The following is a 25,142-nucleotide window of genomic DNA, read 5'->3' as shown; positions in this document are numbered from 1 at the left end:
ATCAACCCTTGAACGAGGCGACGGCGGCGACGATCCGGTCCTGAGTCGCCTCGTCGAGGTCGGAGTGCATCGGCAGGCTGATGACAACCTCCTTCTTCGCCTCGGTCACGGGCAGGCCGCCGGGCCCGCGCGGATGATGCTGGTAGGCCGGCTGGAGGTGGCACGGGATCGGATAGTAGACGGCGCTCGGCACGCCTTCGGCCTTCAGGTGGGCGGCGAGGCCGTCGCGGTTTGCGTGTTCGATCGTGTACTGGGCCCAGTTAGAGACATTGCCCGCAGGCACGAACGGCACGGCCGTGACGTGAGGGGTGAGCATCTCATTGTAGCGGGCCGCGATGCGGTTGCGCCATTCGATCTCCTCATCGAAGACCTTGAGCTTCTCGATCAGGACAGCGGCCTGGACGGTGTCGAGGCGGCTGTTCATGCCGACGCGCATGTTCAGATACTTGGGATCGTGGTCGAAGGTGCGGTCCGCCAGATCCTTGGCCACCGCCTTGCCGTGCACACGGTAGGAGTCGATCTCCTGAGCCAGATCGTCGTCGTCCGTCAGCACCGCCCCGCCGTCGCCGTAGCAACCCAGCGGCTTGGCCGGGAAGAAGCTGGCGGTGGTGACGTCGGCCCATTTCAGGGGGTGAGATCCGTCGAGGGTGCAGCCGAAGCCCTGCGCCGAGTCCGAGATCAGCTTCAGGCCGTGCTTGTCGCAGATGGCCCGGATGGCCGGATAGTCGGCGGGCTGGCCGAACAGGTCGACGGCAATCACGACCTTGGGCTTCAGCCGTCCTTCGGCGATGGTCGCCTCGATAGCGGCCTCCAGATGGGCGGGGTCCATGTTGTAGGTGCGGTCGTCGATGTCGACGAAGACCGGCGTCGCCCCGAGCCACGGCACGACCTCGGCGGTGGCGCAGAAGGTGAAGCTGGGCACGAAGACCGCATCGCCCGGCCGGATGCCCCAGGCCATCAGCGGCAGGACCAGGGCCTCGGTGCCGTTGGCGCAGGACAGGGCGTGCTTCGCCTGACCAAACTCGGCCAGCATGGTTTCGAACTCGCGTACCTGGGGCCCCATCACGTAGGCCCCGCTCTCGACGGCGGCCATGACGGCGGCTTCGATCCTGCCGTTCAGGCGGCGTCGCTGGGCCTGCAGGTCGATGAAGGCGATGCTCATGTGCGGAATGCCTCTGTCGCGACGGCGCTGTCCGCGCCCGTCCGTGGGGTGGGTCGCCTCTAGCGCGAAGCGGCCGCCAAAGCCAAACCGCAGGGGCTCACATCGCGTTGCGCCTTGCAACGGTCGACCGTATGCAGACGACCCCGCATCCGGAGTTCCCCGTGTCGCCCGCCCAGTCCACCACGCCTGCCGTCTTTCTGGATCGCGACGGCGTCCTGATCGAGGACAGCGGCTATCCGCATCTGGAGGAGCACCTGGTCCTGATCCCCGGCGCGCCGGAGGCCGTGCGGCGGCTGAACGCGCTGGGCTACCTCGTCGTCATCGTCACCAACCAGTCGGGCGTGGCGCGCGGGATGTTCAGCGAAGACCAGATGCACCGTTTCAATGACCTGCTGGTGCGGCGGCTGGCGGCCAAGGGGGCGCGGATCGGCGCCGTCTACGCCTGCCCGTTCCACGCAGACGCCGAGGACGAGCGATACCGCCACCCGGACCACCCGGACCGGAAGCCCAACCCCGGCATGATTCTTCGCGCAGCCGCCGATCACGGAATCGACCTGTCGCGTTCCTACCTGATCGGCGACCGTCAGAGCGATCTGGAGGCGGCGCGACGCGCGGGCATTCCGGGCTTCCTGTTCGAGACGGGAAATCTCGACGCCTTCGTGCGCGACCTGATCGGCGCCTGATCGCAATTCTTCCGACGATGAAATAGTCTGTCGGCGGATGCGGGGGCGTCCATGACGGAGCGTGACGTGTCAGAGCCGCAACCCTATGCCGAACGCCGTTGGACCTCCTCGGACGGCCTCAGCCTGTATGCGCGCGACTACGGCGGCGGTGACGGGCCAGTGCGGCTGCCGGTCGTCGCCATCCACGGGCTGACGCGCAACTCCGCCGATTTCGAGCACATCGCCGGGTTGATCGCCCGCAGCGGCCGCCGTGTCCTGGCGGTCGATGTGCGCGGGCGGGGCAAGTCCGATCGGGCGACCGATCCCATGACCTATCAGCCGCCGGTCTACGCCCGGGACGTGCTGGAGCTGCTGGACGCGGCGGGGATCGCGCGAGCCGTGTTCCTGGGCACCTCCATGGGCGGGCTGATCACCATGGCGGTGACGGCGCTGAGGAGCCGCGTGGTGGCCGCTGCCATCCTGAACGACATCGGGCCGGAGGTGGACAAGGCGGGTCTGGCGCGCATCGCGGCCTATTCCGGCAAGCCGGTAGACACGCCGACCTGGGCGGCGGCGGCGGCCTATGTCCGCGAGATCAACGCCGTGGCCTTTCCCCATTACACCGACGCCGATTGGGACGCCTTCGCCCGGCGCGTGTTCCGCGAAGGGACGGAAGGGACGCCTGTCCTCGACTACGATCCGGATATCGCCGTGCCGATCAAGGCGGCGGGGGCCAAGGCGCTGGTCCCGAACCTGTGGCCCTACTTCCGGCGGTTGGCGAGGAAGCGTCCGACCCTTCTGATCCGGGGTGAGACCTCCGATCTCCTGAGCGCCGAGATCGCGGCCCGCATGCAAAAGGCGGCACCTTCGATGCGCTACGTCGAGGTTCCCGGCGTGGGCCATGCGCCGATGCTGGACGAACCGGAAGCCAAGTCCGAGATCTTCGAGTTCCTGCGCGACCTGCCTTGAGCCGCTAGCGACCGAAGGCATCGACGACGCCGCCGACCGACGCCACGCCGGCGCAGCCGGTTTCGATCAACGCCCCGACGTTTGCTGTCGTCACGCCCCCGAGGGCGATGACCGGCGTCGGACCGCCGGCAGCAGCACTCAGGGTGTCCAGGCCCAGCGCGAGCTTTCCGGCCGAGGCTCCTCCCGCCGGGAAGATCGGAGACAGCAGGACGGCGTGCAGGTCTGTCGCGGCCAGCGCCGCCTCCACCGAATGCGCCGCCCCGGTCAGAAGCCAACCTGGCCGCTTCCCGGATAGGGCATAGGCGGCGCCCAGGCTGCGTTCGGGCAAGTGCAGCCCATCGGCCTGCGCCGCATCGGCCAGATCGGCGTCCAGCCCGATCAGCAGCGTCATGCCCCGCTCATGCGTAACGGCGCGCAGACGCCGCGCCTCCTCCAAAGCCTCCGCCCGACCGAAGCCGCGATGGATGACGCCCGAGCCCGGCGGCATGCGCGCCGCGATCTCCCAGGGACGGGGCGTCCTCTCGGGATCGGTCAGGAACAGCAGCGGCGGCACGCGCGACGGTTCGCCCCCCCTGACAGCCAGCCGGGCGCGCGCTAGAGCCTGGGCTCCGGCCCACAGGCGGGCCCCTTCCGAACGCGACGCATCCTCCATGGCCGCCTCATCCCCCGCTTCCGCGCCGCCGTCCAGCCAGAGCCTGTCCGCGCGTCTGGCCGGCATTCGCATGCGCATGGACGCCGCCGCCCGTACGGTCGGGCGCGATCCGGGCTCCGTCACCCTGACCGCCGTCTCGAAGACGCAGCCGCCGGACGCCATCGATACGGCGCTGGCCGCGGGTCTGCGCGTCTTCGGTGAGAACCGGGTGCAGGAGGCTCAAGCGCGCTGGACCGACCGGCGCCTCAGCCTGCCCGATCTGGAGCTGCGTCTGATCGGGCCGCTGCAGTCCAACAAGGCCGAGGACGCCGTCGCCCTGTTCGACGTCATCGAGACCCTGGACCGCGAGAAGCTGGTCGGGGCTCTCGCCGCCGCTCAGGACAAGACAGGCCGTCGACCCCGTGTGTTGGTCCAGGTCAACACCGGCGAGGAGCCGCAGAAGGCGGGCGTGGCCCCGCGCGACGCCGACGCCTTGATCGCCGCAGCGCGGGCGGCGGGGCTTAACGTCGAGGGCCTCATGGCCATTCCGCCTGCCGACGAGGAGCCGATTCTGCATTTCGCTCTGCTGGCACGGATCGCGGCCCGCAACGGCCTGCCGGTCCTGTCGATGGGCATGAGCGGCGACTATGAGGCCGCGATTCGCTTGGGCGCGACCTATGTGCGGTTGGGGACGGCGCTGTTCGGGGAACGAAACCCTTCATTGGCATTCTCTAACGCCTGATTCCAAAACGCTTTCGACCTTCGCCTTGGCGGAGACGACAAGCCTCGCCATGTTAGGCCCATGCCCACAGCCAAGACTCTCCTGATCATCGACGACGACGACGACCTGCGCGAGGCGCTCGCGGAGCAGCTTGCGCTGCACGAGGAGTTCCGAACGGTTCAAGCCGCGACGGCTACCGAGGGCGTGCGTCTCGGCCGCGAAATCCGCGCCGACCTGATCCTGCTGGATGTCGACCTGCCCGACATGGACGGGCGCGAGGCTTGTCGTTTGCTGCGCAAGGATGGTGTGTCCACCCCGATCATCATGCTGACGGCCCAGGATTCCGACGCCGACACCGTGCTGGGACTGGACAGCGGGGCCAACGACTACGTCACCAAGCCCTTCCGCTTCGCCGTGCTGCTCGCCCGCATCCGCGCCCACCTGCGCAGCCACGAGCAGTCCGAGGACGCCGTTTTCCAGATTGGACCCTACGAATTCCGCCCCGCCGCCAAGGTGCTAATGGATGCCAAGGGCAAGAAGGTGCGGCTGACGGAGAAGGAAACGAGCATCCTCAAATATCTCTATCGCGCAGGCGCAAAACCTGTATCACGCGAGGAATTGTTGACGGAAGTCTGGGGTTACAACGCGGGCGTAACCACCCACACACTGGAAACCCACATCTACCGCCTGCGCCAGAAGGTCGAGCCCGAACCCGGGCTGGCCCGCCTGTTGTTGACGGACTCAGGTGGCTACCGGCTCCAGCCGTGAACCATGGACTGCCGGATCACGGCTGTTCAGGTCGCTGCTTCGAAACAAGTGATGACAAGCAAGATCAGCGCGCCGCACGCAAGGCTGGAGACCAGCAGATGCGACATCAGTCTGACCGCCTTCAGAGCGTGATGTTCGCGATCCCAGTGCGGCGGCGGGTCGTTGGAGTATCGATGGACGTCCGCATATTGTTGAGAACAAACAGCGCTCGAAGCGTCTTCTCCGCCGATTCGTAAGCCGAGGTCTGTTGGGCCACCTCGACCATAATGGCCTGGTCCGGGCGATCCCAAGGGGCGCACAGGTCCAGATACTGCCGCTGTATCTCGGACCAACTCACTATCAGTATGTCGTCGTCGCGCCGTCTCAACGGCGGGAACCGCCGCTCGAATTCCCGTTGTTCGAACACCAGCGTTTGAACCTGTTCCGGGGTGAGCCGAGGCAAACGCGGGGATGCTGGACTGAGCGGAGGCGAGACACGTCTCCACACCTGCGGGGCCGATGTCGATGTTGTGGCTGGGGTAGATTGAGTTGTCATTCGTCCCTCTCGGCGAGGAGACGACGATCGACGATTTCGCCGCAAAGGCGATCACCGGCGATTGGGGGACCCAACCATTGAGGGGGTCAAGGCCGCTTTCATGAAGCAGCAGCATCCGCCCGGCGTGATGCCTGTCGCGTGAGCCCAGCCGGCGCGCCGTGGTCTTCAGTCGATCATCGATCGTGTGGTGCGATCGACCAACCAGCGGCGAGATTTCCTTGGATGTCAGCCCGACTGCCGCGCACCGGAGGATGGCCTTGTCGAGCTCCGACAAGCCAGAAAGAACAGCAATAACCTCCTCTGAGCTCGCAACCATGGCCGGACGCTGTGCACCCTTGATCGTTGGCGCCACCGTCGCATGCGCCGTTAACTGTCACAAGGGTGGCGACGTTGGGCAGACGGCGCGGAAACCCGCTGCAGCGAAGCGGACCATATAGTCACACGCCGTTTCCAGGTCGCCTGAACGGCACAGTCCACCAGACAACCGATCCAGTCGCCCGGTCTCGCCGAGTGTCAGGGTCAGCGCACCCGACAGGTTGTGATAGGCCCAATAGAGGTCCACCTCCCGTGCGTCGGGAAGGACAACTTTCACCAGCTCGATTAGCCGCCGGATCGCCGGATCGAAGTAGCGGGCCATCGTCTCGCCGCCGAAGGTCGGGTTGGCGTTGGTCTGGGCGACCAGGGCCGAATAGTGTTTCCAGCCCGGCCCTCCCTTCAGCGACCACTGGAACGGCGGCTCCAGAAAGGCCCGGAGCAGGCCCTCCAGCGTCATGGCCCCCACGTTCGCCGAGGCGTAGCGATTGATCGCCTCGACCCGCTCGTTATTCCAAACCTCAGCGCGGCGTAGGAAGACCGCGTCGAACAGGCCGCGCTTGGCTCCGAAGTAGTAGTGGACGAGGGCCGTATCCACACCCGCCTCGCGGGCCACCTCGCGGATCGTCACGCCATAGAAGCCGTGCTTGGAGAATAGGTCCTCGGCAGCGTCCAGGATCAATCCGCGCGTGTCCCCGGCGGCCTCGGCTTTGATCTTTGGCGGTCGTCCGCGCCGGGTCGGGGCGGCGGGCTCGGGCGAGCGGGTGTCCAGCTTGGTCATCGAGCGAAGCTAGTCCTCCGAAACAGCTCGGTGCAACGGCGCCACAGCGCATCGCGCTCAAGGGCGTGCGCTGTCCATCCGGTTTGACACCGGGGCCAAACGCCGTCAGGTTCCGCGAAAATCACTGAACGCTGAATAAAAGCGTCTGCTGGAAACACATCACGGAAGGGGTATTGCATGAACAGGATCATGAAGAGCGTACTGCTGGCCGGGGCCGCCTGGAGCGCCGCCTCGTCCATGGCGATGGCCCAGGACGCCGCGCCGGGCGAGGAGCAGGCTACCGCGCTGGACGAGATCGTCGTCACCGCGCGCCGTCGTGACGAGCAGCTGAAGGACGTGCCGATCGCCGTCTCGGCCCTGTCGTCGGAGCGGCTGGAACAGACGGGCGCGGTCGACATCACCACGCTTCAGCAACAGACGCCGAACGCCACCGTTCAGGTCGCGAGGGGCTCCAACTCGACCCTGATCAGCTTCATCCGCGGCATAGGCCAGCAGGATCCGCTGTGGGGGTTTGAGCCGGGCGTCGGCCTCTACATCGACGACGTTTACGTCGCCCGTCCGCAGGGCGCGGTGCTGGACATTTTTGACGTTGAGCGGATCGAGGTCCTTCGTGGGCCGCAGGGCACGCTCTATGGTCGCAACACCATCGGCGGAGCGATCAAGTATGTGACCCGTCGCCTGGGCAGTGAACCCAACTTCATGGCGCGCGGCACCTTGGGAAGCTTCAATCAACGCGACATCGTCGTCGCGGCTGACCTGCCCTTCACCGATCAATTCTCGATCGGCGGTGCCTTCGCCAAGTACGATCGCGACGGCTACGGCACCAACCTGTTCACGGGCGAGGACCAGTACGACAAGAACGTCACCGCCTATCGCGCCAGCGCGGAATGGACGCCGACCGACAACCTGTTCGTCCGCTTGGCCTTCGACCGCGTCGAGGACGACTCCAACCCGCGTCACGGCCACCGCGAGGTCAACTCCACGACCGGCGGTTTCACCCCTCCGGCCAATGTCTACGACACCAACGCCGGCATCCAGGGCAATCAGGAAGTCGTCACCCAGGGCACCTCGATCACGGCCGAGTATGTCGTCAACGACATGCTGACCCTGAAGTCGATCTCGGCCTGGCGGAGCGGCGACACGGCCACGGTCATCGACTTCGACCAGACGCCGCAGCCCTTCCTTGACGTCCCTGCCATCTATGCGGACGACCAGTTCACCCAGGAGCTCCAGGCGATCTTCGAGGGCGAGCGTTGGTCGGGCGTCGCGGGCCTCTACTACCTCGACGGTGAGAGCTCGGGTGTGTTTGACACCATCGCCGGCAACCTCGGGCTGGCCATCGCTGCCGCGGGTTACGTCAACACCGAGTCCTTCTCGGCCTATGCCGACGTCAGCTTCGACCTGTCGGACCGGCTGCACGCCTCGTTGGGCGGCCGCTATACCCGCGATGACAAGGACGCCGGTGTGCAACGCCTGTTCTATCTGGGCGCTGCCCGCTCCCCCCTGACAGGCGGCGCTGCTCGCCCGGTCTTCGCCACCCGCACCAGCTACACGGCTTCGGACAGCTTCGAGCAGTTCACGCCGCGTGCCAGTATCTCGTATGACTTCACCGAGGAACTGACCGGCTATGCCTCGGTCAGCCAGGGCTTCAAGTCCGGCGGCTGGGATATGCGTGGTGACGCGGCCCTCGTGCCCCAGACGGTCAGTGGCTACGACCCCGAGACGGTTACGGCCTATGAGCTGGGCCTGAAGGGCACGGCGTTTGATCGCCGTCTGTCGTTCGCTTCGGCCGTCTTCTATTCGGACTATGAGGACCTGCAGATCACGACCCAGCAGGTGGCCACGCCGCCCGCTACCGGCATCGCCTCGGTCGTCGACAACGTCGGTCAGGCCACGATCTACGGCTTCGAGTTCGAGGGCACGGCCTTCCTGACCGACAACCTCACGTCCAACTTCGCCGTCGGCTATCTGAAGAATGAGTTCGACGAGTTCATCACCCTGGTGACGGGCACGCCGGTCGACATCTCCAACACGCGCACGCCGCAGAACTCCCCGGAATGGACGGCTTACTGGGGCGTGACCTGGACCGGCGACCTGGCGGGCGGCGAGCTGGCGATCACGCCGTCGCTGGCGTATCGCGGCGACTTCAGCCTGTTCGACGCGCCGGATCCGATCCTGGATCAGGACGCCTACACCCTGGTCGATCTGTCGGCGGTTTGGACCTCGCCGAGCGGCCATTATCAGATCGGCGTGTTCGGCAAGAACCTGACCGACGAGGAGTATCGCATCGGCGGCTACAACTTCGCGGGCGCGACCTTCAACAACTCGATCTCGGCCTTCTACGGCCCGCCGCGCACGGTCTCGGCGTCGCTGACCGTCCGGTACTGATCACGCTGGAGCGACAAGGGGGCGGCGGTTCGAGAGAGCCGCCGCCCTTTTTCTTGGCAGGACCTCGGCGCACCCGCTACCGTCCTGTCGAACCGGCCCGTCAGAGGCCAAGGACGACGATCGAGGAAACCCATGACGGAAACGGCATCTTCGCAGACAGCTGAGGCCCCGGTTCGTCCCGGCTATCGCTTCTACGTCCTGGCGATCCTGATCCTCGTCTACATGCTGAATTTCCTGGACCGGCAGATCATCGGCATCCTGGCTGGGCCGCTGAAGGAAGAGTTCAATCTGTCCGACAGCCAGTTCGGCCTGCTGGGCGGCATCGCCTTCGCCTCGGTTTATTCTACGCTCGCCATTCCGCTGGCGGCGCTGGCGGACCGGGCCAGCCGCGTATGGATCATGACCGGCGCGCTCGCGGTCTGGTCGGGGTTCACCGCCCTGTGTGGCATGGCCCAGAACTTCACCCAACTGTTCCTGTTCCGCATGGGCGTCGGCGTCGGCGAGGCCGGCGGCGTCGCCCCCGCCTATTCGTTGGTCGCAGACTACTTCCCGCCGGAACAGCGGGCCCGAGCGCTGGCAGGCTTCGCCTTTGGGATCCCGCTGGGCACGGCGGCCGGGACGCTGGTCGGCGGCCTTCTGGCGGCCAGCTATGGCTGGCGCACCGCCTTCATCGTGGTGGGTTTGCTGGGCCTTCTGGTCGCTCCCATCCTGCGCCTGACGGTCAGGGACCCGAAGCGCGGCGGCACGGATGTGCCCAAGGTTGCCGAGCCCGCCGCTGTCACCGCCGCGGTGGTGGCCGCTGCTCCCAAAGGCCCGGACGGCGTGGGCCGGCTCGCGTCAGGGATCATGCTCGGCCTCGGTGTTGGCTCGCTGACGCTCGCTGCCCTGAACCACTTTGGCGGCGTGGCCATCGGCAACGCGCTGGTGCTCGCTTTTGGCGGGCTGCTGGCGCTCGTGATCGGGGTCTCCTTCTGGATCGCGCGAGCCACGGCTTCGGTGGTCTTGCCCAAGCCGAGCTTCTGGCTGCTGGCCCTGGGCGCCGCGTCGTCGTCGGTGTGCGGCTACGGCGTCGCCGGCTGGTTGCCGCTGTTCTTCATGCGCAGCTTCGACCTGACCCTGGCCCAGACCAGCTGGTACTATTCCGGTATCGCCCTGATCGGCGGCATCCTCGGCATCTGGGGCGGTGGCCTGATCGCCGACAAGCTGGCCAAGCGTGGCAAGGGCGCCTATCCACTGACCCCGGCGATCGCCTTCCTGATTTCGGCGCCGCTGTTCATCGCCGCGATGAACTCGCCCTGGATCATCGGCCTCGTCCTGCCTGGCGGCGGGTCGCAGGCGGCGCAGCTGACGCTGGCGTTCCTGATCTTCATCATCCCGACCGGCCTGAACCTGGCCTGGCTGGGGCCGATCACGGCCGCCATCCAGCACATCGCGCCGGCCCCCATGCGCTCCACGGCCTCGGCCATCTTCCTGCTGTTCAACAACCTGCTCGGGATTGCGGTCGGCTTCTATTACTTCGGCTGGATGAGCGACCTGCTGGCTCCGCGGTTCGGGGATGAGAGCCTGCGCTGGGCCATCTACACCGGCATGGGCTTCTATGTGCTCGCCGCCCTGCTGCTGATCGGGGCGTCGCGGACGCTGAAACGCGACTGGGTGGAATAGTCAGAAGCGATTTCGGCTATTCGAGCGCCGCTGCGAACGGTGAGTTCGGTTAGCCTGACTATGCAGATCGGGGCGCGAATGATGCAGAAGCCGCCTGTCCTGGCCGCCCGCCCATAGCGGGTCATCGGACGCATCTGCCACGAGGGCCGGGAATCCCGTCCGCCCGGTTGCGCGTGCGAAGGCGCGCCGCCTATAAGCGCGGCAACTTCTCCTCCCAAGCTCCCGGCGGTCCTCCATGAACATCCACGAATACCAGGGCAAGCAGGTCCTGAAGGGCTTTGGCGCGCCGGTCGCCGAGGGCGTCGCGATCACTTCGGTGGACCAGGCCGAGGCCGCCGCGCGGCAACTGCCCGGACCGCTCTATGTGGTGAAGTCCCAGATCCACGCGGGCGGCCGGGGCAAGGGCAAGTTCAAGGAACTGGGCCCCGACGCCAAGGGCGGCGTGCGCCTGGCCCGGACGATCGAGGAGGTCGTCGCCCATGCGAAGGAGATGCTGGGCAACACCCTGGTGACCGCGCAAACCGGCGACGCGGGCAAGCAAGTCAACCGCCTTTACATCGAGGACGGCGCCGACATCGCGCGCGAACTCTACTGCTCGCTGCTGGTGGACCGTTCGGTCGGTCGCGTGGCCTTCGTGGTCTCGACCGAGGGCGGCATGGACATCGAGGCCGTCGCCCACGACACGCCCGAGAAGATCCACACCATCGCCATCGACCCGGAAGCCGGCGTGACCCCGGCCGACATCGAGCTTCTGAACGCCGCCTATGAGCTGTCGGGCGAGGCGGCCGAGGACGGCAAGACCCTATTCCCGATCCTCTACAAGGCCTTCGTCGAGACCGACATGAGCCTGTTGGAGGTCAATCCGTTGATCGTCATGACCAACGGCCGCCTGCGGGTGCTTGACGCCAAGGTCAGCTTCGACGGCAATGCCCTGTTCCGCCACGAGGACATCAAGGCGCTGCGGGACGAAACGGAAGAGGACGCCAAGGAGATCGAGGCCTCGGAATGGGACCTCGCCTACGTCGCCCTCGACGGCAACATCGGCTGCATGGTGAACGGCGCGGGCCTGGCCATGGCAACGATGGACATCATCAAGCTGTACGGCAAGGAACCGGCCAACTTCTGCGACGTCGGCGGCGGCGCCTCCAAGGAAAAGGTCGCGGCGGCTTTCAAGATCATCACCGCCGACCCGGCCGTCCAGGGCATCCTGGTCAACATCTTCGGCGGCATCATGAAGTGCGACGTGATCGCCGAGGGCGTGGTCGCGGCTGTGAAGGAAGTGGGCCTGAAGGTGCCGCTGGTCGTTCGCCTGGAGGGCACCAATGTCGAGCTGGGCAAGAAGATCCTGAACGAGAGCGGCCTGGCCATCACGGCCGCCGACGACCTCGACGACGCCGCCCAGAAGATCGTCGCGGCGGTCGGCTGAGCCTCTTTTGGGGCCCGCCACCGACCGTCCTGCTGACCGACTTATTCAGAGCTGAACCATGTCCATCCTCGTCAATCGCGACACCAAGATCATCGTCCAGGGCCTGACCGGAAAGACCGGCGGGTTCCATACCGAACAGGCGCTGGCCTACTACGGCACCCAGATGGTCGCGGGCGTTCACCCGACCAAGGGCGGCACGAACTGGACCGGAAGCCACGGAGAGACCCTGCCGATCTACGCCTCGGTCGCCGAGGCGCGGGACGCGACCGGCGCCGACGCCTCGGTCATCTATGTGCCGCCAGCGGGGGCCGCCGACGCCATCATCGAGGCCATCGAGGCCGAAATCCCCTTCATCACCTGCATCACCGAGGGCATTCCGGTGATGGACATGGTGCGGGTCAGGGCGCGGCTGGACCGCTCGAACAGCCGCCTGCTGGGCCCCAACTGCCCCGGCGTCCTGACCCCGGAAGAGTGCAAGATCGGCATCATGCCGGGCTCCATCTTCAAGAAGGGCAATGTCGGCATCGTCTCGCGCTCGGGCACCCTGACCTATGAGGCGGTGTTCCAGACCACCAACGAGGGCCTGGGCCAGACGACCGCTGTCGGCATCGGCGGTGACCCGGTCAAGGGCACGGAGTTCATCGACGTGCTGGAGCTGTTCCTCGCCGATCCGGCCACGGAATCCATCATCATGATCGGCGAGATCGGCGGCGGGGCCGAGGAGGACGCCGCCCAGTTCCTGATCGACGAGGCGAAGAAGGGCCGCAAGAAGCCCATGGCGGGCTTCATTGCCGGTCGTACGGCGCCCAAGGGCCGCACCATGGGCCACGCCGGCGCGGTCGTTTCGGGCGGCAAGGGCGACGCGGAATCCAAGATCGCAGCCATGGAAGCCGCCGGCATCAAGGTCTCGCCGTCCCCGGCGCGTCTGGGCAAGACGCTGGTGGAGGTTCTGAAGGGCTAACCCTCGCTGTCCGGTCGTCCGGCGACGGACGACCGGATCACCCGCAAGGCTTTACCGGGACCGCGACGCAGCGCCGCGCTTCGTTGACACCCCCCCGCGACGGTCCCTAAAGCCTGTCCGCATCAGCTTGTTCGCTGATCCTCCAAGGTTTTGAGAACCATTCGCATGTCGAACGCCTCTCCCGGCGCGCCGCTCGATACGTCGAACGACCCGACCGGTGACCAGACTGGCCGCTTCGTGATCCAGCCGAACGGCCGCCCGCGTCCCCTGTCTCCCCATCTGCAGGTCTGGCGGTTCCACGCCACCATGACCGGCTCGATCCTGAACCGCATGGCCGCCGGGGCGCTGTCGGTGGGGTCCGTCTTCTTCGTGGCCTGGCTGGCGGCGGCGGCGTTCGGGCCCGAGGCCTACGCGACGTTCAGCGGGCTGATGGGGTCGCCGGTCGGGCTGCTGATCTGGTTCGGCATCACTCTGGCTGCGGCCTATCACCTGACGGCAGGGGTTCGGCACCTGATCTGGGACGCCGGCTCCAGCCTGTCGCCCAAGGCGGCGACCAGCCTGACCTGGCTTAGCCTGTGGGGCGCGCTGGTGATCGCCGTCGGCTTCTGGGCCATCCTGTTCGCGACCGGAAAGGTGACGCTGTGAGCCGCCAGACCAAGGCTTTCGTGAAGGGCGTCAAGGTGTCGGAGCGGCACGGCGCAGGCGAATGGACGGCCGAGCGGCTGTCCTCGCTGATCCTGATCCCGCTGGCGCTGTGGGCGCTGTGGAGCGGCTTCTCCATCGCAGGAGCAGGCTACGAGGGCGTGCTCGACTGGGTCTCCAACCGCGTCAATGCGGCGCTGTTGGCGGCCACGATCCTGATTTCCATCTGGCACATGAATATGGGCGCCAAGGTCATCGTCGACGACTACATTCACACGCCGGGTTCGAACCGGGCGCTGTCGGCCCTGATCGGCCTTGGCTGTCTCCTGCTGGCGGCGGCCAGTGTCTTCTTCATCACGCGGCTGGCGCTGGGCTCGGCGCCGCTGCCGGCCGGGCTCGCGTTCTGATGGCTTCCTCGTATCAATTCGTCGATCACGCGTATGACGTCGTCGTGGTGGGGGCCGGCGGCTCGGGCCTGCGCGCCGCGCTCGGCTGCGCCCAGGCGGGGCTGAAGACCGCCTGCGTGACCAAGGTCTTCCCGACGCGCTCGCACACCGTGGCGGCGCAAGGCGGCATCTCGGCGTCGCTGGGCAACATGGGCGAGGACGATTGGCGCTGGCACATGTACGACACCGTCAAGGGGTCGGACTGGCTGGGAGACCAGGACGCCATCGAATACCTGGTCCGCGAGGCCCCCAAGGCCGTCTATGAGCTGGAACACTGGGGCGTGCCCTTTTCGCGGACCGAAGACGGCCGCATCTACCAGCGCGCCTTCGGCGGCATGACCAAGAACTATGGCGAGGGCCCGGTCCAGCGCACCTGCGCGGCGGCGGACCGCACCGGCCACGCCATCCTGCACACCCTGTATGGCCAGTCGGTGCGGCGGGAGGTCGAGTTCTTCATCGAATACTTCGCGCTCGATCTGATCATGCAGGACGGGGCCTGCACGGGCGTCACGGCGTGGAAGCTGGACGACGGGACGCTGCACCGCTTCCGGGCCAAGATGGTCATCCTGGCGACGGGCGGATACGGCCGGGCCTACTTCTCGGCCACTTCGGCCCACACCTGCACGGGCGACGGCAACGCCATGGTTCTGCGCGCCGGCCTGCCGCTGCAGGACATGGAGTTCGTCCAGTTCCACCCCACCGGCATCTATGGCGCGGGCTGCCTGATCACCGAGGGCGCGCGCGGCGAGGGCGGCTACCTGACCAACTCCGAGGGCGAGCGGTTCATGGAACGCTATGCCCCGTCGGCCAAGGACCTGGCGTCGCGCGACGTGGTCAGTCGGTCGATGACCATGGAGATCCGCGAAGGCCGCGGCGTCGGTCCGAACAAGGACCATATCAACCTGCACCTGGATCACCTCGATCCCAAGGTGTTGCACGAGCGCCTGCCCGGCATTTCCGAGAGCGCCAAGATCTTCGCCGGCGTGGACGTGACCAAGGAGCCTATCCCGGTCATCCCGACCGTCCACTACAACATGGGCGGCATCCCGACGAACTATCACGGCGAGGTTCTGACCCTGCGCGACGGCAACCCCGACAGCGTGGTGCCGGGCCTGATGGCCGTGGGCGAGGCGGCCTGCGTCAGTGTGCATGGCGCCAACCGCCTGGGCTCCAACTCCCTGACCGATCTGGTCGTGTTCGGCCGCGCCGCGGGCCTGCGCGCCGGCGAGACGGTGGACAAGGCATCCAGCGTGCCGGACGCGCCGGCCTCGGCGACGGATGCGCATCTGGCCCGGCTGGACCGGTTCCGCAATGCGTCGGGCGGCACGCCGACGGCCGAGCTGCGTCGCGAAATGCAACGCGCCATGCAGTCCGACGCGGCAGTCTTCCGCACCGGGGCCTCGCTGGATGAGGGCGTCGCCAAGCTGCGCGCCATTCACGACCGTGGCGCCGACATCCGCACGACGGACCGCGGCATGATCTGGAACACCGATCTGGTCGAGACGCTGGAATACGACAACCTGATCGATCAGGCGCTGGTCACCATCGAGAGCGCGGCCAACCGCAAGGAAAGCCGTGGGGCGCATGCGCGGGAAGATTTCCCCGACCGCAATGACGAAGAGTGGATGAAGCACACCCTGGCCTGGAAGCGGCCGGGCGAGGGCGTCCAGATCGACTACCGCCCGGTGCACGAATACACGATGTCGAAGGACATCGAGTACATCAAACCCAAGGCTCGGGTTTACTGAGGAACCGATGGTCCAGCTTTCCCTCCCCCGTGGCTCCAAGCCGACCAAGGGCAAGGTCCACAAGGCTCCGAAGGGGGCCAAGAACGTCAAGACGTACCGCGTCTATCGCTACGACCCGGAGGTCGACGCCGACCCGCGCTGGGACGAGTATCAGGTCTCGGCCGACGACCACGGGCCGATGCTGCTGGACGCCCTGATCCACATCAAGTCGACGATCGACCCGACCCTGACGTTCCGCCGCTCGTGCCGCGAGGGCATCTGCGGCTCCTGCTCGATGAACATCGACGGACGGAACACGCTCGCCTGCACCAAGGGCTGGGAGGAGTGCCAGTCCTCGACCATCGCCATCGCCCCCCTGCCGCACCAGCCGGTGGTCAAGGACCTGGTGACGGACCTGAGCCTGTTCTACGCCCAGTACGACTCGATCAAGCCCTACCTCCAGTCCGACGAGCCCGACCCGGAGAAGGAGCGTCGCCAGAGCCCCGCCGATCGCGAGAAGCTGGACGGGCTGTACGAATGCATTCTCTGCGCCTGCTGCTCGACGTCGTGCCCCAGCTACTGGTGGAACCAGACGGAGTATCTGGGGCCGGCGGCGCTGCTGCAGTCGTATCGCTGGATCGCCGACAGCCGCGACGACAAGACCCAGGAGCGGCTCGACGACCTCGAGGACCCGTTCAAGCTCTATCGCTGCCACACCATCATGAACTGCGCCCAGGTGTGTCCGAAGGGCCTGAACCCCGCCAAGGCGATCGCCGAGACCAAGAAGCTGATGGTCGCCCCGGGCCGCCGCAAGCAGGCGGCCTGAGCGTGGCTAAGGTAACTTATATCGAGCACGACGGCCGCGAGCATGTCGTTGAGGTCAAGCCCGGCCTGTCGGTCATGGAGGGCGCGATCCGCAACAATGTGCCGGGCATCGACGCGGACTGCGGCGGGGCCTGTGCCTGCGCAACCTGCCATGTCTATGTCGACGAGGCCTGGCGCGAGACGACGGGCAAGGCTTCGGCCATGGAAGAGTCGATGCTGGACTTCGCCGAAGAGGTCGAGCCGAACTCGCGGCTGTCCTGCCAGATCCGCGTGACGGACGCGCTGGACGGCCTGATCGTGCGGTTGCCGCAGAGCCAGCACTGACGTGCCCTCTTCGGCATCGCTGGACGCGCGGCCCGGACTGGGCCACACCCGGTCATGGTTGAGGGACCATCCCTCTCCCGCCGCGTTTGAGTTCTCGTGTTCAAATCCCAGCCCGCCGATCGACGACACACCCCCCGCGCCGCCGCGAACGCGCGCGGGATCGTCGTCGCGCCCGGCATCGAGATCGCCTGCGTCATCGCCGACACCTCGGGCGGCGGGCTGAAGGTGCGGCTGGACCGGGCGCTGGCCCTGCCTGCCCGGGTGGTCGTGGTGGACGTCGCGGCGGGTCTTGCCATCGAGGCGGAGACCGCCTGGCGGCAGGGCGCCGAGACCGGGCTAAAGCGATTGAACCAGGCGAGTCTGAAGGGGCTGGTGCCGTCCCGTTGGCTTGCCGCGCGCGAGGCCTGGACCCGCGCGGGCGGCCGCTGACGGCGAGACGCCGCGGACGGCGAGACGCCGCGGACGGCTTCACAGCCGCGTCACAGTCCTTAAGGTGCTCCCGTCCGAGACATGAGGGTATCGTCGATGATCCGTTCCGCCGCGCTCGCCGCGCTTCTCGCCACCACCAGCCTCACGAGCGCCGCCCTGGCCCAGACCGCTCCTGCATCTGCTGCCGAAACCGTCGCCTTCGCCACGACCGATGCGTCCGATCCCTACATCTGGCTGGAAGAGGTCGAGGGCGAGCGGGCCCTGGCCTGGGTCGAAGAACAGAACCGGCGGTCCCTGGGCACCCTTCAGGGCGACCCGCGCTATCAGCAACTGCATGATCAGGCCCTGGCCATCCTGGAGTCGCGCGACCGTATACCCGCGCCAGCCTTCCTGAACTCCGGTCTGATCTCGAACTTCTGGCAGGACGCAACCAACATTCGCGGCGTGTGGCGGCGCACGACGCTGGACAGCTACCGCACCGAGGCACCCGAATGGGAGACGGTGCTGGACATCGACGCCCTGTCACGCGCCGAGGGCAAGAACTGGGTCTATCGCGGGGCCAGCTGCCTGCCGCCGGAGGAGCGGTTGTGTCTGATCTCCCTGTCCGACGGCGGCAAGGACGCGGTCACGATCCGCGAGTTCGACAGCGTCACCAAGACCTTCGTCGAGGGCGGCTTCGAACTGCCGGAATCCAAGGGCGGCGCGACCTGGGTCGACCAGGACACGCTTCTGATCTCGCGCGACTTCGGTGAAGGGACGCTGACAACCTCGGGCTATCCGACGACCGTGAAGCGCCTGCGGCGGGGACAGACGATCGACCAGGCCGAGACGGTCTTCACCGGCGAGACCAGCGACACCCTGGTCGGCGCCTCGACGCTGCGGGACGCCGACGGCGTGGTGCAGGCCGTCCTCATCAATCGGGCCTTCAGCCTGTTCGAGTCCGAGACGCACCTGTTGAACGCCGACGGGACCACGACCCGTCTCCAGCTTCCGGCGAAGGCGGACATCAACGCCCTGGTCCAGGGCCAGCTTGTGGTGTCTCTGAAACAGGACTGGACCGCGCCGTCGGGGCAGGCGTTCCGCACCGGCGACGTCATCGCCTGGACCCTGTCGGACTGGCTGGCGGATCAGAGCGCGCGGGCGCAGCTCGTCATCCGGCCCGGCGAGCGCGAGGCCGTCGAGGGGATCAACGCGACGCGCAACAGCCTGGTGGTGGCCCTGTTCGAGAACGTGCGCGGAAGCATCTATGTCTATCGCCCCAATCCATCGGGGGAATGGGCGCGCAGCCGGCTGGACCTTCCCGAGAACATCACGGTCGGCGTGGGGTCGGCCTCGGACCGCGACGATCAGGTGTTCGTCTCGGCGGCGGGGTATCTGACGCCCTCGACGCTGTATCTCGCCGACGCCGCGACGGGCGACCTGGCCCCGGTCAAGGCCCTGCCGGCCAAGTTCGACGCCGAAGGCCTGACGGTCCAGCAGTTCGAGGCCCGGTCGGCCGACGGCACGATGGTCCCCTACTTCGTCGTCCACCGCGAGACCCTGGCCCTGGACGGGTCCAATCCGACGCTGCTTTACGGCTACGGCGGCTTCGAGGTGTCGCAGCTGCCCGGCTATTCGGCCACGACCGGCAAGCTGTGGCTGGAGCGCGGCGGCGTCTATGTCGTGGCGAACACCCGGGGCGGGGGCGAATTCGGCCCGCGCTGGCACGAGGCGGCGCTGCAGGAGAACCGCCAGCGGGCGCATGAGGATTTCCAGGCCGTGGCGCTGGACCTCATCGCGCGCGGCATCACCAGCCAGCCGCGTCTGGGCATCATGGGCGGCTCGCAGGGCGGGCTGTTCATGGGGGCGATGCTGACCCAGCGGCCGGACCTGATCAACGCGGCGGTCATCCAGGTGCCGCTGTTCGACATGCTGCGCTACCACCGGCTGCTGGCCGGGGCGAGCTGGATCTCCGAGTACGGCAATCCGGACATCCCCGAGGAACGCGCCTGGATCCAGGCCTATTCGCCCTATCAGAACCTGCGCGCCGGCCAGCCCTATCCGGAGGTCTTCATCCACACCTCGACCAAGGACGATCGGGTCCATCCGGGCCATGCTCGCAAGGCGGCCGCGCGTCTGGAAGAGCTCGGCTACCCCGTTCTGTTCTACGAGAACACCGACGGCGGTCACGGCGCGGCGGCCAACCTGCGCGAAAGCGCCCGGCGGCTGGCGCTGGAGTACACCTACCTCAGCCGACGTCTGATGGACTGACGGAGTAACCGCATGCGTATCCTGATGCTCTCCGCCTCGATGCTGGCGCTCGGGGCCTGTGCTTCTGCACCGATGGAAGTGGCCATGCTCGACCCCGAGACGGTCGCTCGTCCCCTGGCCACCATGCCCCAATTCCCGTCCGACCTGTCGCCGGCGGGCGTGCGCGCGGCAGACGACCACCTCGTGCTGGAAGAGGTCGAAGGCGCCGAGGCGATGGCCTTCGTGCGGGCGTCCAACGAGCGGTCGCTGGCCGCCCTGACCGGCGATCCGCGCTACGAGACCTTCCGGGCGGAGGCGTTCGAGGTGCTGTCCTCGACGGCGCGGATCCCCACGCCTAGCTTCCTCGGCGACGGCATCGGCAATTTCTGGCAGGACGCGCAGAACCCCAAGGGCCAGTGGCGGCGCACGACGCTGGACAGCTACCGCACCGACGCGCCGCAGTGGGAGACACTGATCGACGTCGGCGCGCTCGCCCGGGCCGAGGGCGTCGACTGGGTCTGGAAGGGCGCGAGCTGCCTGCCGCCCGACGAGACGCGCTGCCTGATCAGCCTGTCGGACGGCGGCAAGGACGCGGTCGTGGTGCGCGAGTTCGACACGACGACCAGGACTTTCGTCGAGGGCGGCTTCTCCCTGCCGGAGGGCAAGCACCGCATCAGCTGGCTGGATCGCGATACCCTGCTGGTCGCCACGGATTTCGGGCCGGGCACCCTGACCGAGAGCGGTTATCCGTTCATCGTCAAGGCCCTGACTCGCGGCCAGACCCTGGCCCAGGGGACCGAGGTCTATCGCGGCGATCAGTCCGACGGCGGCTACGGCGTCAGCGCCTCTGTGTTCCGCGACGGGCGGGGCGCGGTTCAGGCCGTGATCGTCAATCGGCCTCTCGACACTTTCCGGGCCGAGCGGTGGTGGATCACAGACGCGGGCGCGCAAAAGCTGAACCTGCCCGCTCGCGCCGGCTTGCATGGCGTCATGGGCGGTCGGCTGGTGTTCACCGTCGAGGAGGACTGGACCTGGTACACCCAGCCCCGCGCGGCTGGGACACTGATGGTCGTCAGCCTTGAGGAACTGGGCGACAATCCGCGCCAGGTCATCTCGAACGCCGCCACGACCATCTTCGCCCCGGGACCGCGCCAGTCCGTCGAGGACGTCGCCGTCTTCGATGATCGAGTGGTGGTCTCGGTGCTCGACAATGTGCGTGGACGCATCAGCGTGTTCCGCAATCGTGGCGAGTTCGGCTGGCCGGAAACCACCGTCGATGTGCCAGAGAACCTGGCGATCGGTCTTGGCGATACCAGCCGCTCCAGCGGTCGGCTGTTCCTAAGCCGGCAGGGCTTTCTGACGCCGCCCAGCCTGGGTCTGATCGACGTCAACGCGGCCTCCATCACGCCCCTGAAGGCCGCGCCGGACCTGTTCGACCCCGCGACCCACGTTGTGGAGCAGTTCGAGGCGCGGTCCAGCGACGGGACCATGATTCCCTATTTCGTCGTTCGCCCGCGCGACCTGGCGATGGACGGGACGGCCCCGACCATCCTGTTCGGCTATGGCGGGTTCCAGGTCAGCTTCCCGCCCGCCTACAAGCCCGAGATGGGCAAGCTGTGGCTGGAGAACGGCGGCGTCTTCGTCCAGGCCAACATCCGGGGTGGCGGCGAGTTCGGACCGGCCTGGCACCAGTCGGTGCTGCGCGAGAACCGCCAGCTGGCGTTCGACGACTTCGCGGCCGTGGCGCGCGACCTTCAGGCGCGAGGCATCACCTCGCCGCGGCATCTGGGCATCTATGGGCGGTCGAACGGCGGGGTCCTGACGTCGGTGTCCATCACCCAGCATCCGGAGCTGTTCAACGCGGCGGTGATCGAAAGCCCCCTGATCGACATGCTGCGCTATCAGGAGCTGCCGGCCGGGGCGTCCTGGATCGGCGAATACGGCGACCCGCGCATCCCCGAGGACGCCGCCTTCATCAGCCGCTACTCGGCCTATCAGCGGCTGAGCCCGGAGATAGAGTACCCGCGCGTCTACATCACCACCAACACACGCGACGACCGCGTGCATCCCGGCCATGCTCGCAAGTTCGCCGCGCGTCTGGCCGATCAGGGCCACGACCACCTGTATTACGAGGAAACGGCGGGCGGGCATTCCAACGACGCAGATCCGGTGGCCAACGCCCGCCGCTGGGCCCGGCACTACACCTATCTGGCCCAGCAGCTGATGGACTGAGGCGGGATTCTCACGGACTTATGAGCGGCGCTCCTCGCCTTGGGGGTTTACCAATCGCCGCCATGAAGACGAGGGGCTGGATCATCGGGGCTGCTGGCGTGCTCGCGCTTGTTGGCGGGGTCGCCAGCGTGGCCCAGCCCGTGGGCGCGCGCTCCAGCGTCCGCGATGCGCCCGTCGAGCCGGTTGTGGTCGAGCTGTTCACCGCCCAGGGCTGCTCCGGGTGTCCCGAGGCAAACCGCCGGATCGAGGCGATGGCGGACGAGCCTGGCGTCATCGCCCTCACCTATGCTGTCGATTACTGGGATTATCTGGGCTGGGAGGACACCTTCGCCCGACCCGAGTTCGAGGCCCGTCAGCGGGCCTATCAGGCGGCCCTGCGGTTACGGAACGTCTATACGCCCCAGGTAGTGATCGACGGCCGTCGCCAGATGTCGGGTGCCGAGGGCGAGGCGATCGAGGCGGCTGTGGAAGCGGAGGCTCAGGCGCGCGTCTTCCCGCCGGAGGTCGAGTTCCGCGAGAGCGGCGACGCCGTCGGCATCGGTTCGGGGCGGGCGCCTGCAGGTGGTGCCGAGGTCTGGGCCGTGACCTTCACGCCCGGGCCCCAGACGGTGACGGTCCAGAACGGTGACAACCGGGGCCAGCAGGTTCGACACGTCAACGTGGTGCGTCGTCTGACCCGCCTGGGTGAATGGCGAGGCCATCCGATTCTGCTCGAACTGCCCGCAGTATCGCACGCGGGCGAACGCACGGCCGTCCTGGTCCAGGCGTCGGAGGATCATCGGATCCTCGCCGCGGCGGTGAACTGAGTTCCTTCTTCATCGTCGCCAAACGCTTGAAGCGCCAGTCATCTTCGGTCAGTGTCCGCGCCCTGACGAGCGCCGCTAGGGGTGCGTGGCCGCGGCGGCCGTCGGGGGGGCAAGCTGAATGTCTATGAGTCGGGATCAGGCGGTGTCGGGCCGGCCGATGATCCCGAGCGCGGCCCTGCTGCTGGCGATCCTGAGTCTCGCCGCCGCACCCGCAGGACCTCAGGCCCAATTGCCCCCACCGGATCCGGACACGGAAGCCGCCGCCATCGCCCAGATGGTGACGGCTGCCGAGGTCGCGGCGTGGGCGCGAGCGAATGAGGACGGGCAGGCGCTTCTCGTGGCCGCGCGAATGCTGGATGACGTCCGCACCCGACCCCAGAGCGGCGACGAACCCTTCCTGACCGCCGACGTCCTGCTCGACGAAGCGGAACGGATGGCGGGCGACGATCCTGCGGTTCGGGCGCAGATCCTGCGCCTGCGGACCCGGGAGAAGGGGGTCCGCGCTTCCGCCTTCGGGCCCGGTCCAATCGTCATCGTGCGGCGGGTGCGCGCGCGGGAGACGTTCGGCTTTGAGGTGGACGCGCGACCCAACGAAGTGCTGCGTGTCGCCGCCATCGGCGATGGCGACACCAATATCGACCTGGTGCTCAGAGAGCGCGAGGGGGCGGTGCTCTGTTCCGACAGCTCGCTCGATCACTACCCCGTCTGCACCCTGGTGCGACCGCGGGGCGGGCCAGTCAGGATCGAGGTGGTCAACAGGGGCTCGGTCTGGTCGCGGGTACAGATACTGACCAACTAGGTGGCGCTATCGCTCGCTGCTTGAGCGCGGTCAGCCCGCTGGCGTCACCCGAATTTCGAACAGCTTGGGCCAGTTCTTGCCGGTGACGAAGAGGCGCCGTGTCGTCGGGTCCCAGGCGATGCCGTTCAGGACCTCGTCGTTGGGGTCGACAATGTCGCCGGGCGCCAGCAGGCCTGACAGGTCGATGACGGACAGGATGTTTCCGGTCGCCGAGTCAATGCGCAGGATGGCGTCGGTCTGCCAGACGTTGGCCCAGACCTCGCCGTCGATGAACTCCAGTTCGTTCAGTCGCCCGATCGGCCGCCCCTGCCAGTTGACGGTGACCGATCCCGTCTCGACGAAGGTCTGTGGATCAAGAAAGCGCAGCCGGGCAGTGCCGTCGGACAGGATCAGCCGCGCCCCGTCGTGGGTCAGCCCCCAACCCTCTCCGGCGTAGGCGAACTCGCCGAGCGGCTCGAGCGTATCCGGGTTCCAGATGAAGCCCTTGCCGTTCTGCCAGGTCAGGGAAAAGGCGCGATCGCCGAGGACCGTCAGACCCTCGCCGAAAAAGTCGGTGTCGAGCTCGCGCCGGACCAGAACCTCGCCGTCCTGGAGCCGCACGCGACGCACCGTCGACGGATAGCGGCCGGTGCTTTCGAGGAACTCGCCGTTCCGGAACACCAGCCCCTGGGTGAAGGCCGTCGGATCGTGCGGGTGGACGGCGACCACCTCATACCCCTGGCGCGGGGGCCGGGCGACGGGCGGGGCGACGGTCTGGGCCGCCGCCGGGGCCGGCGTCTGGGCGAGGGTCGCGCCCGGCCCCGCCGCGAGGGCGAGGGCGAGGACGAGCGCGAGGCCGAGGCCCGGCAGGCGCATCAGTGGGCGGTGGGCGGTGTCTGGGCCGCCTTCTTCGCCGCGCTTTTCCGACTGAGCATGTTCAGGCCTTCCACGAGAGCCGAGAACGCCATGGCTGCGTAGATGTATCCCTTGGGCACATGGACGCCAAAGCCGTCGGCGATCAACACCATGCCGATCATCAGCAGGAAGCCCAGCGCCAGCATGACCACCGTCGGGTTCTTCTCGATGAAGTTGGCCAGCGGATCGGCGGCCAGCAGCATGACGGTCACGGCGGTCAGAACGGCGATGACCATGATCGGCACATGATCGGTCAGGCCGACGGCCGTCAGGATGGAGTCGATCGAGAACACCAGGTCCAGCAGGATGATCTGGACGATGGCCGCGCCGGCGTTGTTGATGGCCACCGACTTCTTGTCGAGCACGTCGTGGTCGGACGGCGTGGGATCGACGGTGTGGTGGATCTCCTTGGTCGCCTTCCACAGCAGGAACATGCCGCCCGCGATCAGGATCAGGTCCTTCCAGCTGAACGAGGTCTCGAAAGCGGGTTCCCCGTGCTCGTTCATCGGGCCGACGATGCCCAGGTCGAACACCGGCGCGGTCAGGCCGACGATCCAGCCGATGGTCATGAGCAGCGCCAGCCGCATGATGAGCGCCAGGCCGATACCGATCCGCCGCGTGCGCTGCCGCTGATGCTCGGGCAGTTTGTTCGACAGGATCGAGATGAAGATCAGATTGTCGATCCCCAGGACGACCTCCAGAACCACCAGGGTGGCGAGCGCCGCCCAGGCGGCGGGGTCGGTGAAGATCTGGGCGAGGCCTTCGAACATGGGATCGTCCTGTGATGGGAGGCGTCCTTAAGGCCATGTCC

24 protein-coding genes are annotated in these 25,142 nt (G+C 67.2%); 18 read left to right on the top strand and 6 right to left on the bottom strand.

Annotated elements, in window-relative coordinates; all coding sequences use genetic code 11:
• Position 1: 1 nt before the first annotated feature.
• Entirely contained in the window at positions 2 to 1,162 is a 1,161-nt protein-coding gene (locus Q333_RS0112770) for a DegT/DnrJ/EryC1/StrS family aminotransferase (RefSeq protein WP_029417481.1), read from the bottom strand.
• A 131-nt stretch (positions 1,163 to 1,293) separates the two neighbouring features.
• Here Q333_RS0112770 and Q333_RS0112765 point away from each other — a divergent pair, with 131 nt between their 5' ends.
• Together Q333_RS0112765 and Q333_RS0112760 are read left to right on the top strand one after the other, a co-directional pair.
• Positions 1,294 to 1,845 (top strand): D-glycero-alpha-D-manno-heptose-1,7-bisphosphate 7-phosphatase, encoded by a 552-nt coding sequence (locus Q333_RS0112765; RefSeq protein WP_051651317.1) that lies wholly within the window; start codon positions 1,294 to 1,296, stop codon positions 1,843 to 1,845.
• A 51-nt stretch (positions 1,846 to 1,896) separates the two neighbouring features.
• Positions 1,897 to 2,793 carry an alpha/beta fold hydrolase gene (locus Q333_RS0112760; RefSeq protein ID WP_029417478.1) on the top strand — a complete coding sequence of 299 codons (897 nt, stop codon included), beginning with the start codon at positions 1,897 to 1,899 and terminating at the stop codon, positions 2,791 to 2,793.
• A gap of 4 nt (positions 2,794 to 2,797) precedes the next feature.
• Here Q333_RS0112760 and Q333_RS0112755 read toward each other — a convergent pair whose 3' ends face one another.
• The gene (locus Q333_RS0112755; protein ID WP_035294409.1) at positions 2,798 to 3,445 is read right to left on the bottom strand and encodes a thiamine phosphate synthase; all 648 of its coding nucleotides are present in this window, start codon (positions 3,443 to 3,445) and stop codon (positions 2,798 to 2,800) included.
• Here Q333_RS0112755 and Q333_RS0112750 point away from each other — a divergent pair.
• Together Q333_RS0112750 and Q333_RS0112745 are read left to right on the top strand one after the other, a co-directional pair.
• On the top strand, positions 3,444 to 4,166 hold the full coding sequence (locus tag Q333_RS0112750; RefSeq protein WP_029417476.1) for a YggS family pyridoxal phosphate-dependent enzyme: 723 nt from the start codon (positions 3,444 to 3,446) through the stop codon (positions 4,164 to 4,166). The two genes, Q333_RS0112755 and Q333_RS0112750, sit on opposite strands and share 2 nt — an antisense overlap.
• Before the next feature lie 60 nt (positions 4,167 to 4,226).
• Entirely contained in the window at positions 4,227 to 4,913 is a 687-nt protein-coding gene (locus Q333_RS0112745) for a response regulator transcription factor (protein ID WP_029417475.1), read from the top strand.
• A 26-nt stretch (positions 4,914 to 4,939) separates the two neighbouring features.
• Here Q333_RS0112745 and Q333_RS17675 read toward each other — a convergent pair whose 3' ends face one another.
• Both Q333_RS17675 and Q333_RS0112735 read right to left on the bottom strand, forming a co-directional pair.
• Positions 4,940 to 5,800 (bottom strand): helix-turn-helix domain-containing protein, encoded by an 861-nt coding sequence (locus tag Q333_RS17675; RefSeq protein ID WP_157072461.1) that lies wholly within the window; start codon positions 5,798 to 5,800, stop codon positions 4,940 to 4,942.
• Between the two features lie 21 nt (positions 5,801 to 5,821).
• The gene (locus Q333_RS0112735; protein WP_029417472.1) at positions 5,822 to 6,541 is read right to left on the bottom strand and encodes a TetR/AcrR family transcriptional regulator; all 720 of its coding nucleotides are present in this window, start codon (positions 6,539 to 6,541) and stop codon (positions 5,822 to 5,824) included.
• A gap of 177 nt (positions 6,542 to 6,718) precedes the next feature.
• Here Q333_RS0112735 and Q333_RS0112730 point away from each other — a divergent pair, with 177 nt between their 5' ends.
• From Q333_RS0112730 to Q333_RS0112665, 14 genes are all read left to right on the top strand, one after another.
• Positions 6,719 to 8,929, top strand: coding sequence for a TonB-dependent receptor (locus tag Q333_RS0112730; protein WP_029417471.1), 2,211 nt, complete (start codon positions 6,719 to 6,721; stop codon positions 8,927 to 8,929).
• 132 nt (positions 8,930 to 9,061) lie between these two features.
• Positions 9,062 to 10,591: a spinster family MFS transporter gene (locus tag Q333_RS0112725; protein WP_029417470.1), complete on the top strand. Its 1,530-nt coding sequence runs from the start codon at positions 9,062 to 9,064 to the stop codon at positions 10,589 to 10,591.
• 235 nt (positions 10,592 to 10,826) lie between these two features.
• Positions 10,827 to 12,017, top strand: coding sequence for an ADP-forming succinate--CoA ligase subunit beta (gene sucC / locus Q333_RS0112720; RefSeq protein WP_029417469.1), 1,191 nt, complete (start codon positions 10,827 to 10,829; stop codon positions 12,015 to 12,017).
• A gap of 58 nt (positions 12,018 to 12,075) precedes the next feature.
• A complete protein-coding gene (gene sucD, locus Q333_RS0112715; RefSeq protein WP_029417467.1) occupies positions 12,076 to 12,978 on the top strand; it encodes a succinate--CoA ligase subunit alpha in 903 nt (300 codons plus the stop codon).
• 165 nt (positions 12,979 to 13,143) lie between these two features.
• Positions 13,144 to 13,623 (top strand): succinate dehydrogenase, cytochrome b556 subunit, encoded by a 480-nt coding sequence (sdhC, locus tag Q333_RS0112710; RefSeq protein WP_084176106.1) that lies wholly within the window; start codon positions 13,144 to 13,146, stop codon positions 13,621 to 13,623.
• Positions 13,620 to 14,027, top strand: coding sequence for a succinate dehydrogenase, hydrophobic membrane anchor protein (gene sdhD / locus Q333_RS0112705; protein WP_029417463.1), 408 nt, complete (start codon positions 13,620 to 13,622; stop codon positions 14,025 to 14,027). The genes sdhC and sdhD overlap by 4 nt, the downstream gene beginning before the upstream one ends.
• Positions 14,027 to 15,814, top strand: a complete 1,788-nt coding sequence (gene sdhA, locus Q333_RS0112700) for a succinate dehydrogenase flavoprotein subunit (RefSeq protein WP_029417462.1) — start codon at positions 14,027 to 14,029, stop codon at positions 15,812 to 15,814. Before sdhD ends, sdhA begins: the two co-directional genes overlap by 1 nt.
• A 7-nt stretch (positions 15,815 to 15,821) precedes the next feature.
• Positions 15,822 to 16,619 carry a succinate dehydrogenase iron-sulfur subunit gene (locus Q333_RS0112695; RefSeq protein ID WP_029417460.1) on the top strand — a complete coding sequence of 266 codons (798 nt, stop codon included), beginning with the start codon at positions 15,822 to 15,824 and terminating at the stop codon, positions 16,617 to 16,619.
• Between the two features lie 2 nt (positions 16,620 to 16,621).
• Positions 16,622 to 16,942, top strand: coding sequence for a 2Fe-2S iron-sulfur cluster-binding protein (locus Q333_RS0112690; protein WP_029417458.1), 321 nt, complete (start codon positions 16,622 to 16,624; stop codon positions 16,940 to 16,942).
• Between the two features lie 96 nt (positions 16,943 to 17,038).
• Complete coding sequence (locus tag Q333_RS0112685; RefSeq protein WP_029417456.1) at positions 17,039 to 17,371, top strand: PilZ domain-containing protein; 333 nt, start codon at positions 17,039 to 17,041, stop codon at positions 17,369 to 17,371.
• A 96-nt stretch (positions 17,372 to 17,467) separates the two neighbouring features.
• Complete coding sequence (locus tag Q333_RS0112680; RefSeq protein ID WP_029417455.1) at positions 17,468 to 19,621, top strand: prolyl oligopeptidase family serine peptidase; 2,154 nt, start codon at positions 17,468 to 17,470, stop codon at positions 19,619 to 19,621.
• 12 nt (positions 19,622 to 19,633) lie between these two features.
• Positions 19,634 to 21,832, top strand: coding sequence for a prolyl oligopeptidase family serine peptidase (locus Q333_RS0112675; protein ID WP_029417454.1), 2,199 nt, complete (start codon positions 19,634 to 19,636; stop codon positions 21,830 to 21,832).
• Between the two features lie 62 nt (positions 21,833 to 21,894).
• A complete protein-coding gene (locus Q333_RS0112670; protein ID WP_029417452.1) occupies positions 21,895 to 22,638 on the top strand; it encodes a DUF1223 domain-containing protein in 744 nt (247 codons plus the stop codon).
• Between the two features lie 118 nt (positions 22,639 to 22,756).
• Positions 22,757 to 23,437, top strand: a complete 681-nt coding sequence (locus Q333_RS0112665) for a hypothetical protein (protein ID WP_157072460.1) — start codon at positions 22,757 to 22,759, stop codon at positions 23,435 to 23,437.
• A 30-nt stretch (positions 23,438 to 23,467) separates the two neighbouring features.
• Here Q333_RS0112665 and Q333_RS0112660 read toward each other — a convergent pair whose 3' ends face one another.
• Together Q333_RS0112660 and Q333_RS0112655 are read right to left on the bottom strand one after the other, a co-directional pair.
• Complete coding sequence (locus Q333_RS0112660; protein ID WP_029417449.1) at positions 23,468 to 24,292, bottom strand: glutaminyl-peptide cyclotransferase; 825 nt, start codon at positions 24,290 to 24,292, stop codon at positions 23,468 to 23,470.
• Positions 24,292 to 25,101 (bottom strand): TerC family protein, encoded by an 810-nt coding sequence (locus Q333_RS0112655; RefSeq protein ID WP_029417448.1) that lies wholly within the window; start codon positions 25,099 to 25,101, stop codon positions 24,292 to 24,294. The genes Q333_RS0112660 and Q333_RS0112655 overlap by 1 nt, the downstream gene beginning before the upstream one ends.
• Positions 25,102 to 25,142: the final 41 nt, after the last annotated feature.

This window comes from Brevundimonas bacteroides DSM 4726, from assembly GCF_000701445.1.
Taxonomy (GTDB): domain Bacteria; phylum Pseudomonadota; class Alphaproteobacteria; order Caulobacterales; family Caulobacteraceae; genus Brevundimonas; species Brevundimonas bacteroides.
The sequence above is the reverse complement of the archived record's forward strand: the minus strand, read 5'-3'. Positions and strand labels throughout refer to the sequence as shown.

Coding starts and splice junctions, on each gene's coding strand:
- Q333_RS0112770 (WP_029417481.1), bottom strand. CDS start 1,162: ATGAGCATCGCCTTCATCGACCTGCAGGCCCAGCGACGCCGCCTGAAC.
- Q333_RS0112765 (WP_051651317.1), top strand. CDS start 1,294: ATGCAGACGACCCCGCATCCGGAGTTCCCCGTGTCGCCCGCCCAGTCC.
- Q333_RS0112760 (WP_029417478.1), top strand. CDS start 1,897: ATGACGGAGCGTGACGTGTCAGAGCCGCAACCCTATGCCGAACGCCGT.
- Q333_RS0112750 (WP_029417476.1), top strand. CDS start 3,444: ATGGCCGCCTCATCCCCCGCTTCCGCGCCGCCGTCCAGCCAGAGCCTG.
- Q333_RS0112755 (WP_035294409.1), bottom strand. CDS start 3,445: ATGGAGGATGCGTCGCGTTCGGAAGGGGCCCGCCTGTGGGCCGGAGCC.
- Q333_RS0112745 (WP_029417475.1), top strand. CDS start 4,227: ATGCCCACAGCCAAGACTCTCCTGATCATCGACGACGACGACGACCTG.
- Q333_RS0112735 (WP_029417472.1), bottom strand. CDS start 6,541: ATGACCAAGCTGGACACCCGCTCGCCCGAGCCCGCCGCCCCGACCCGG.
- Q333_RS0112730 (WP_029417471.1), top strand. CDS start 6,719: ATGAACAGGATCATGAAGAGCGTACTGCTGGCCGGGGCCGCCTGGAGC.
- Q333_RS0112725 (WP_029417470.1), top strand. CDS start 9,062: ATGACGGAAACGGCATCTTCGCAGACAGCTGAGGCCCCGGTTCGTCCC.
- sucC (WP_029417469.1), top strand. CDS start 10,827: ATGAACATCCACGAATACCAGGGCAAGCAGGTCCTGAAGGGCTTTGGC.
- sucD (WP_029417467.1), top strand. CDS start 12,076: ATGTCCATCCTCGTCAATCGCGACACCAAGATCATCGTCCAGGGCCTG.
- sdhC (WP_084176106.1), top strand. CDS start 13,144: ATGTCGAACGCCTCTCCCGGCGCGCCGCTCGATACGTCGAACGACCCG.
- sdhA (WP_029417462.1), top strand. CDS start 14,027: ATGGCTTCCTCGTATCAATTCGTCGATCACGCGTATGACGTCGTCGTG.
- Q333_RS0112695 (WP_029417460.1), top strand. CDS start 15,822: ATGGTCCAGCTTTCCCTCCCCCGTGGCTCCAAGCCGACCAAGGGCAAG.
- Q333_RS0112680 (WP_029417455.1), top strand. CDS start 17,468: ATGATCCGTTCCGCCGCGCTCGCCGCGCTTCTCGCCACCACCAGCCTC.
- Q333_RS0112675 (WP_029417454.1), top strand. CDS start 19,634: ATGCGTATCCTGATGCTCTCCGCCTCGATGCTGGCGCTCGGGGCCTGT.
- Q333_RS0112670 (WP_029417452.1), top strand. CDS start 21,895: ATGAAGACGAGGGGCTGGATCATCGGGGCTGCTGGCGTGCTCGCGCTT.
- Q333_RS0112665 (WP_157072460.1), top strand. CDS start 22,757: ATGTCTATGAGTCGGGATCAGGCGGTGTCGGGCCGGCCGATGATCCCG.
- Q333_RS0112660 (WP_029417449.1), bottom strand. CDS start 24,292: ATGCGCCTGCCGGGCCTCGGCCTCGCGCTCGTCCTCGCCCTCGCCCTC.
- Q333_RS0112655 (WP_029417448.1), bottom strand. CDS start 25,101: ATGTTCGAAGGCCTCGCCCAGATCTTCACCGACCCCGCCGCCTGGGCG.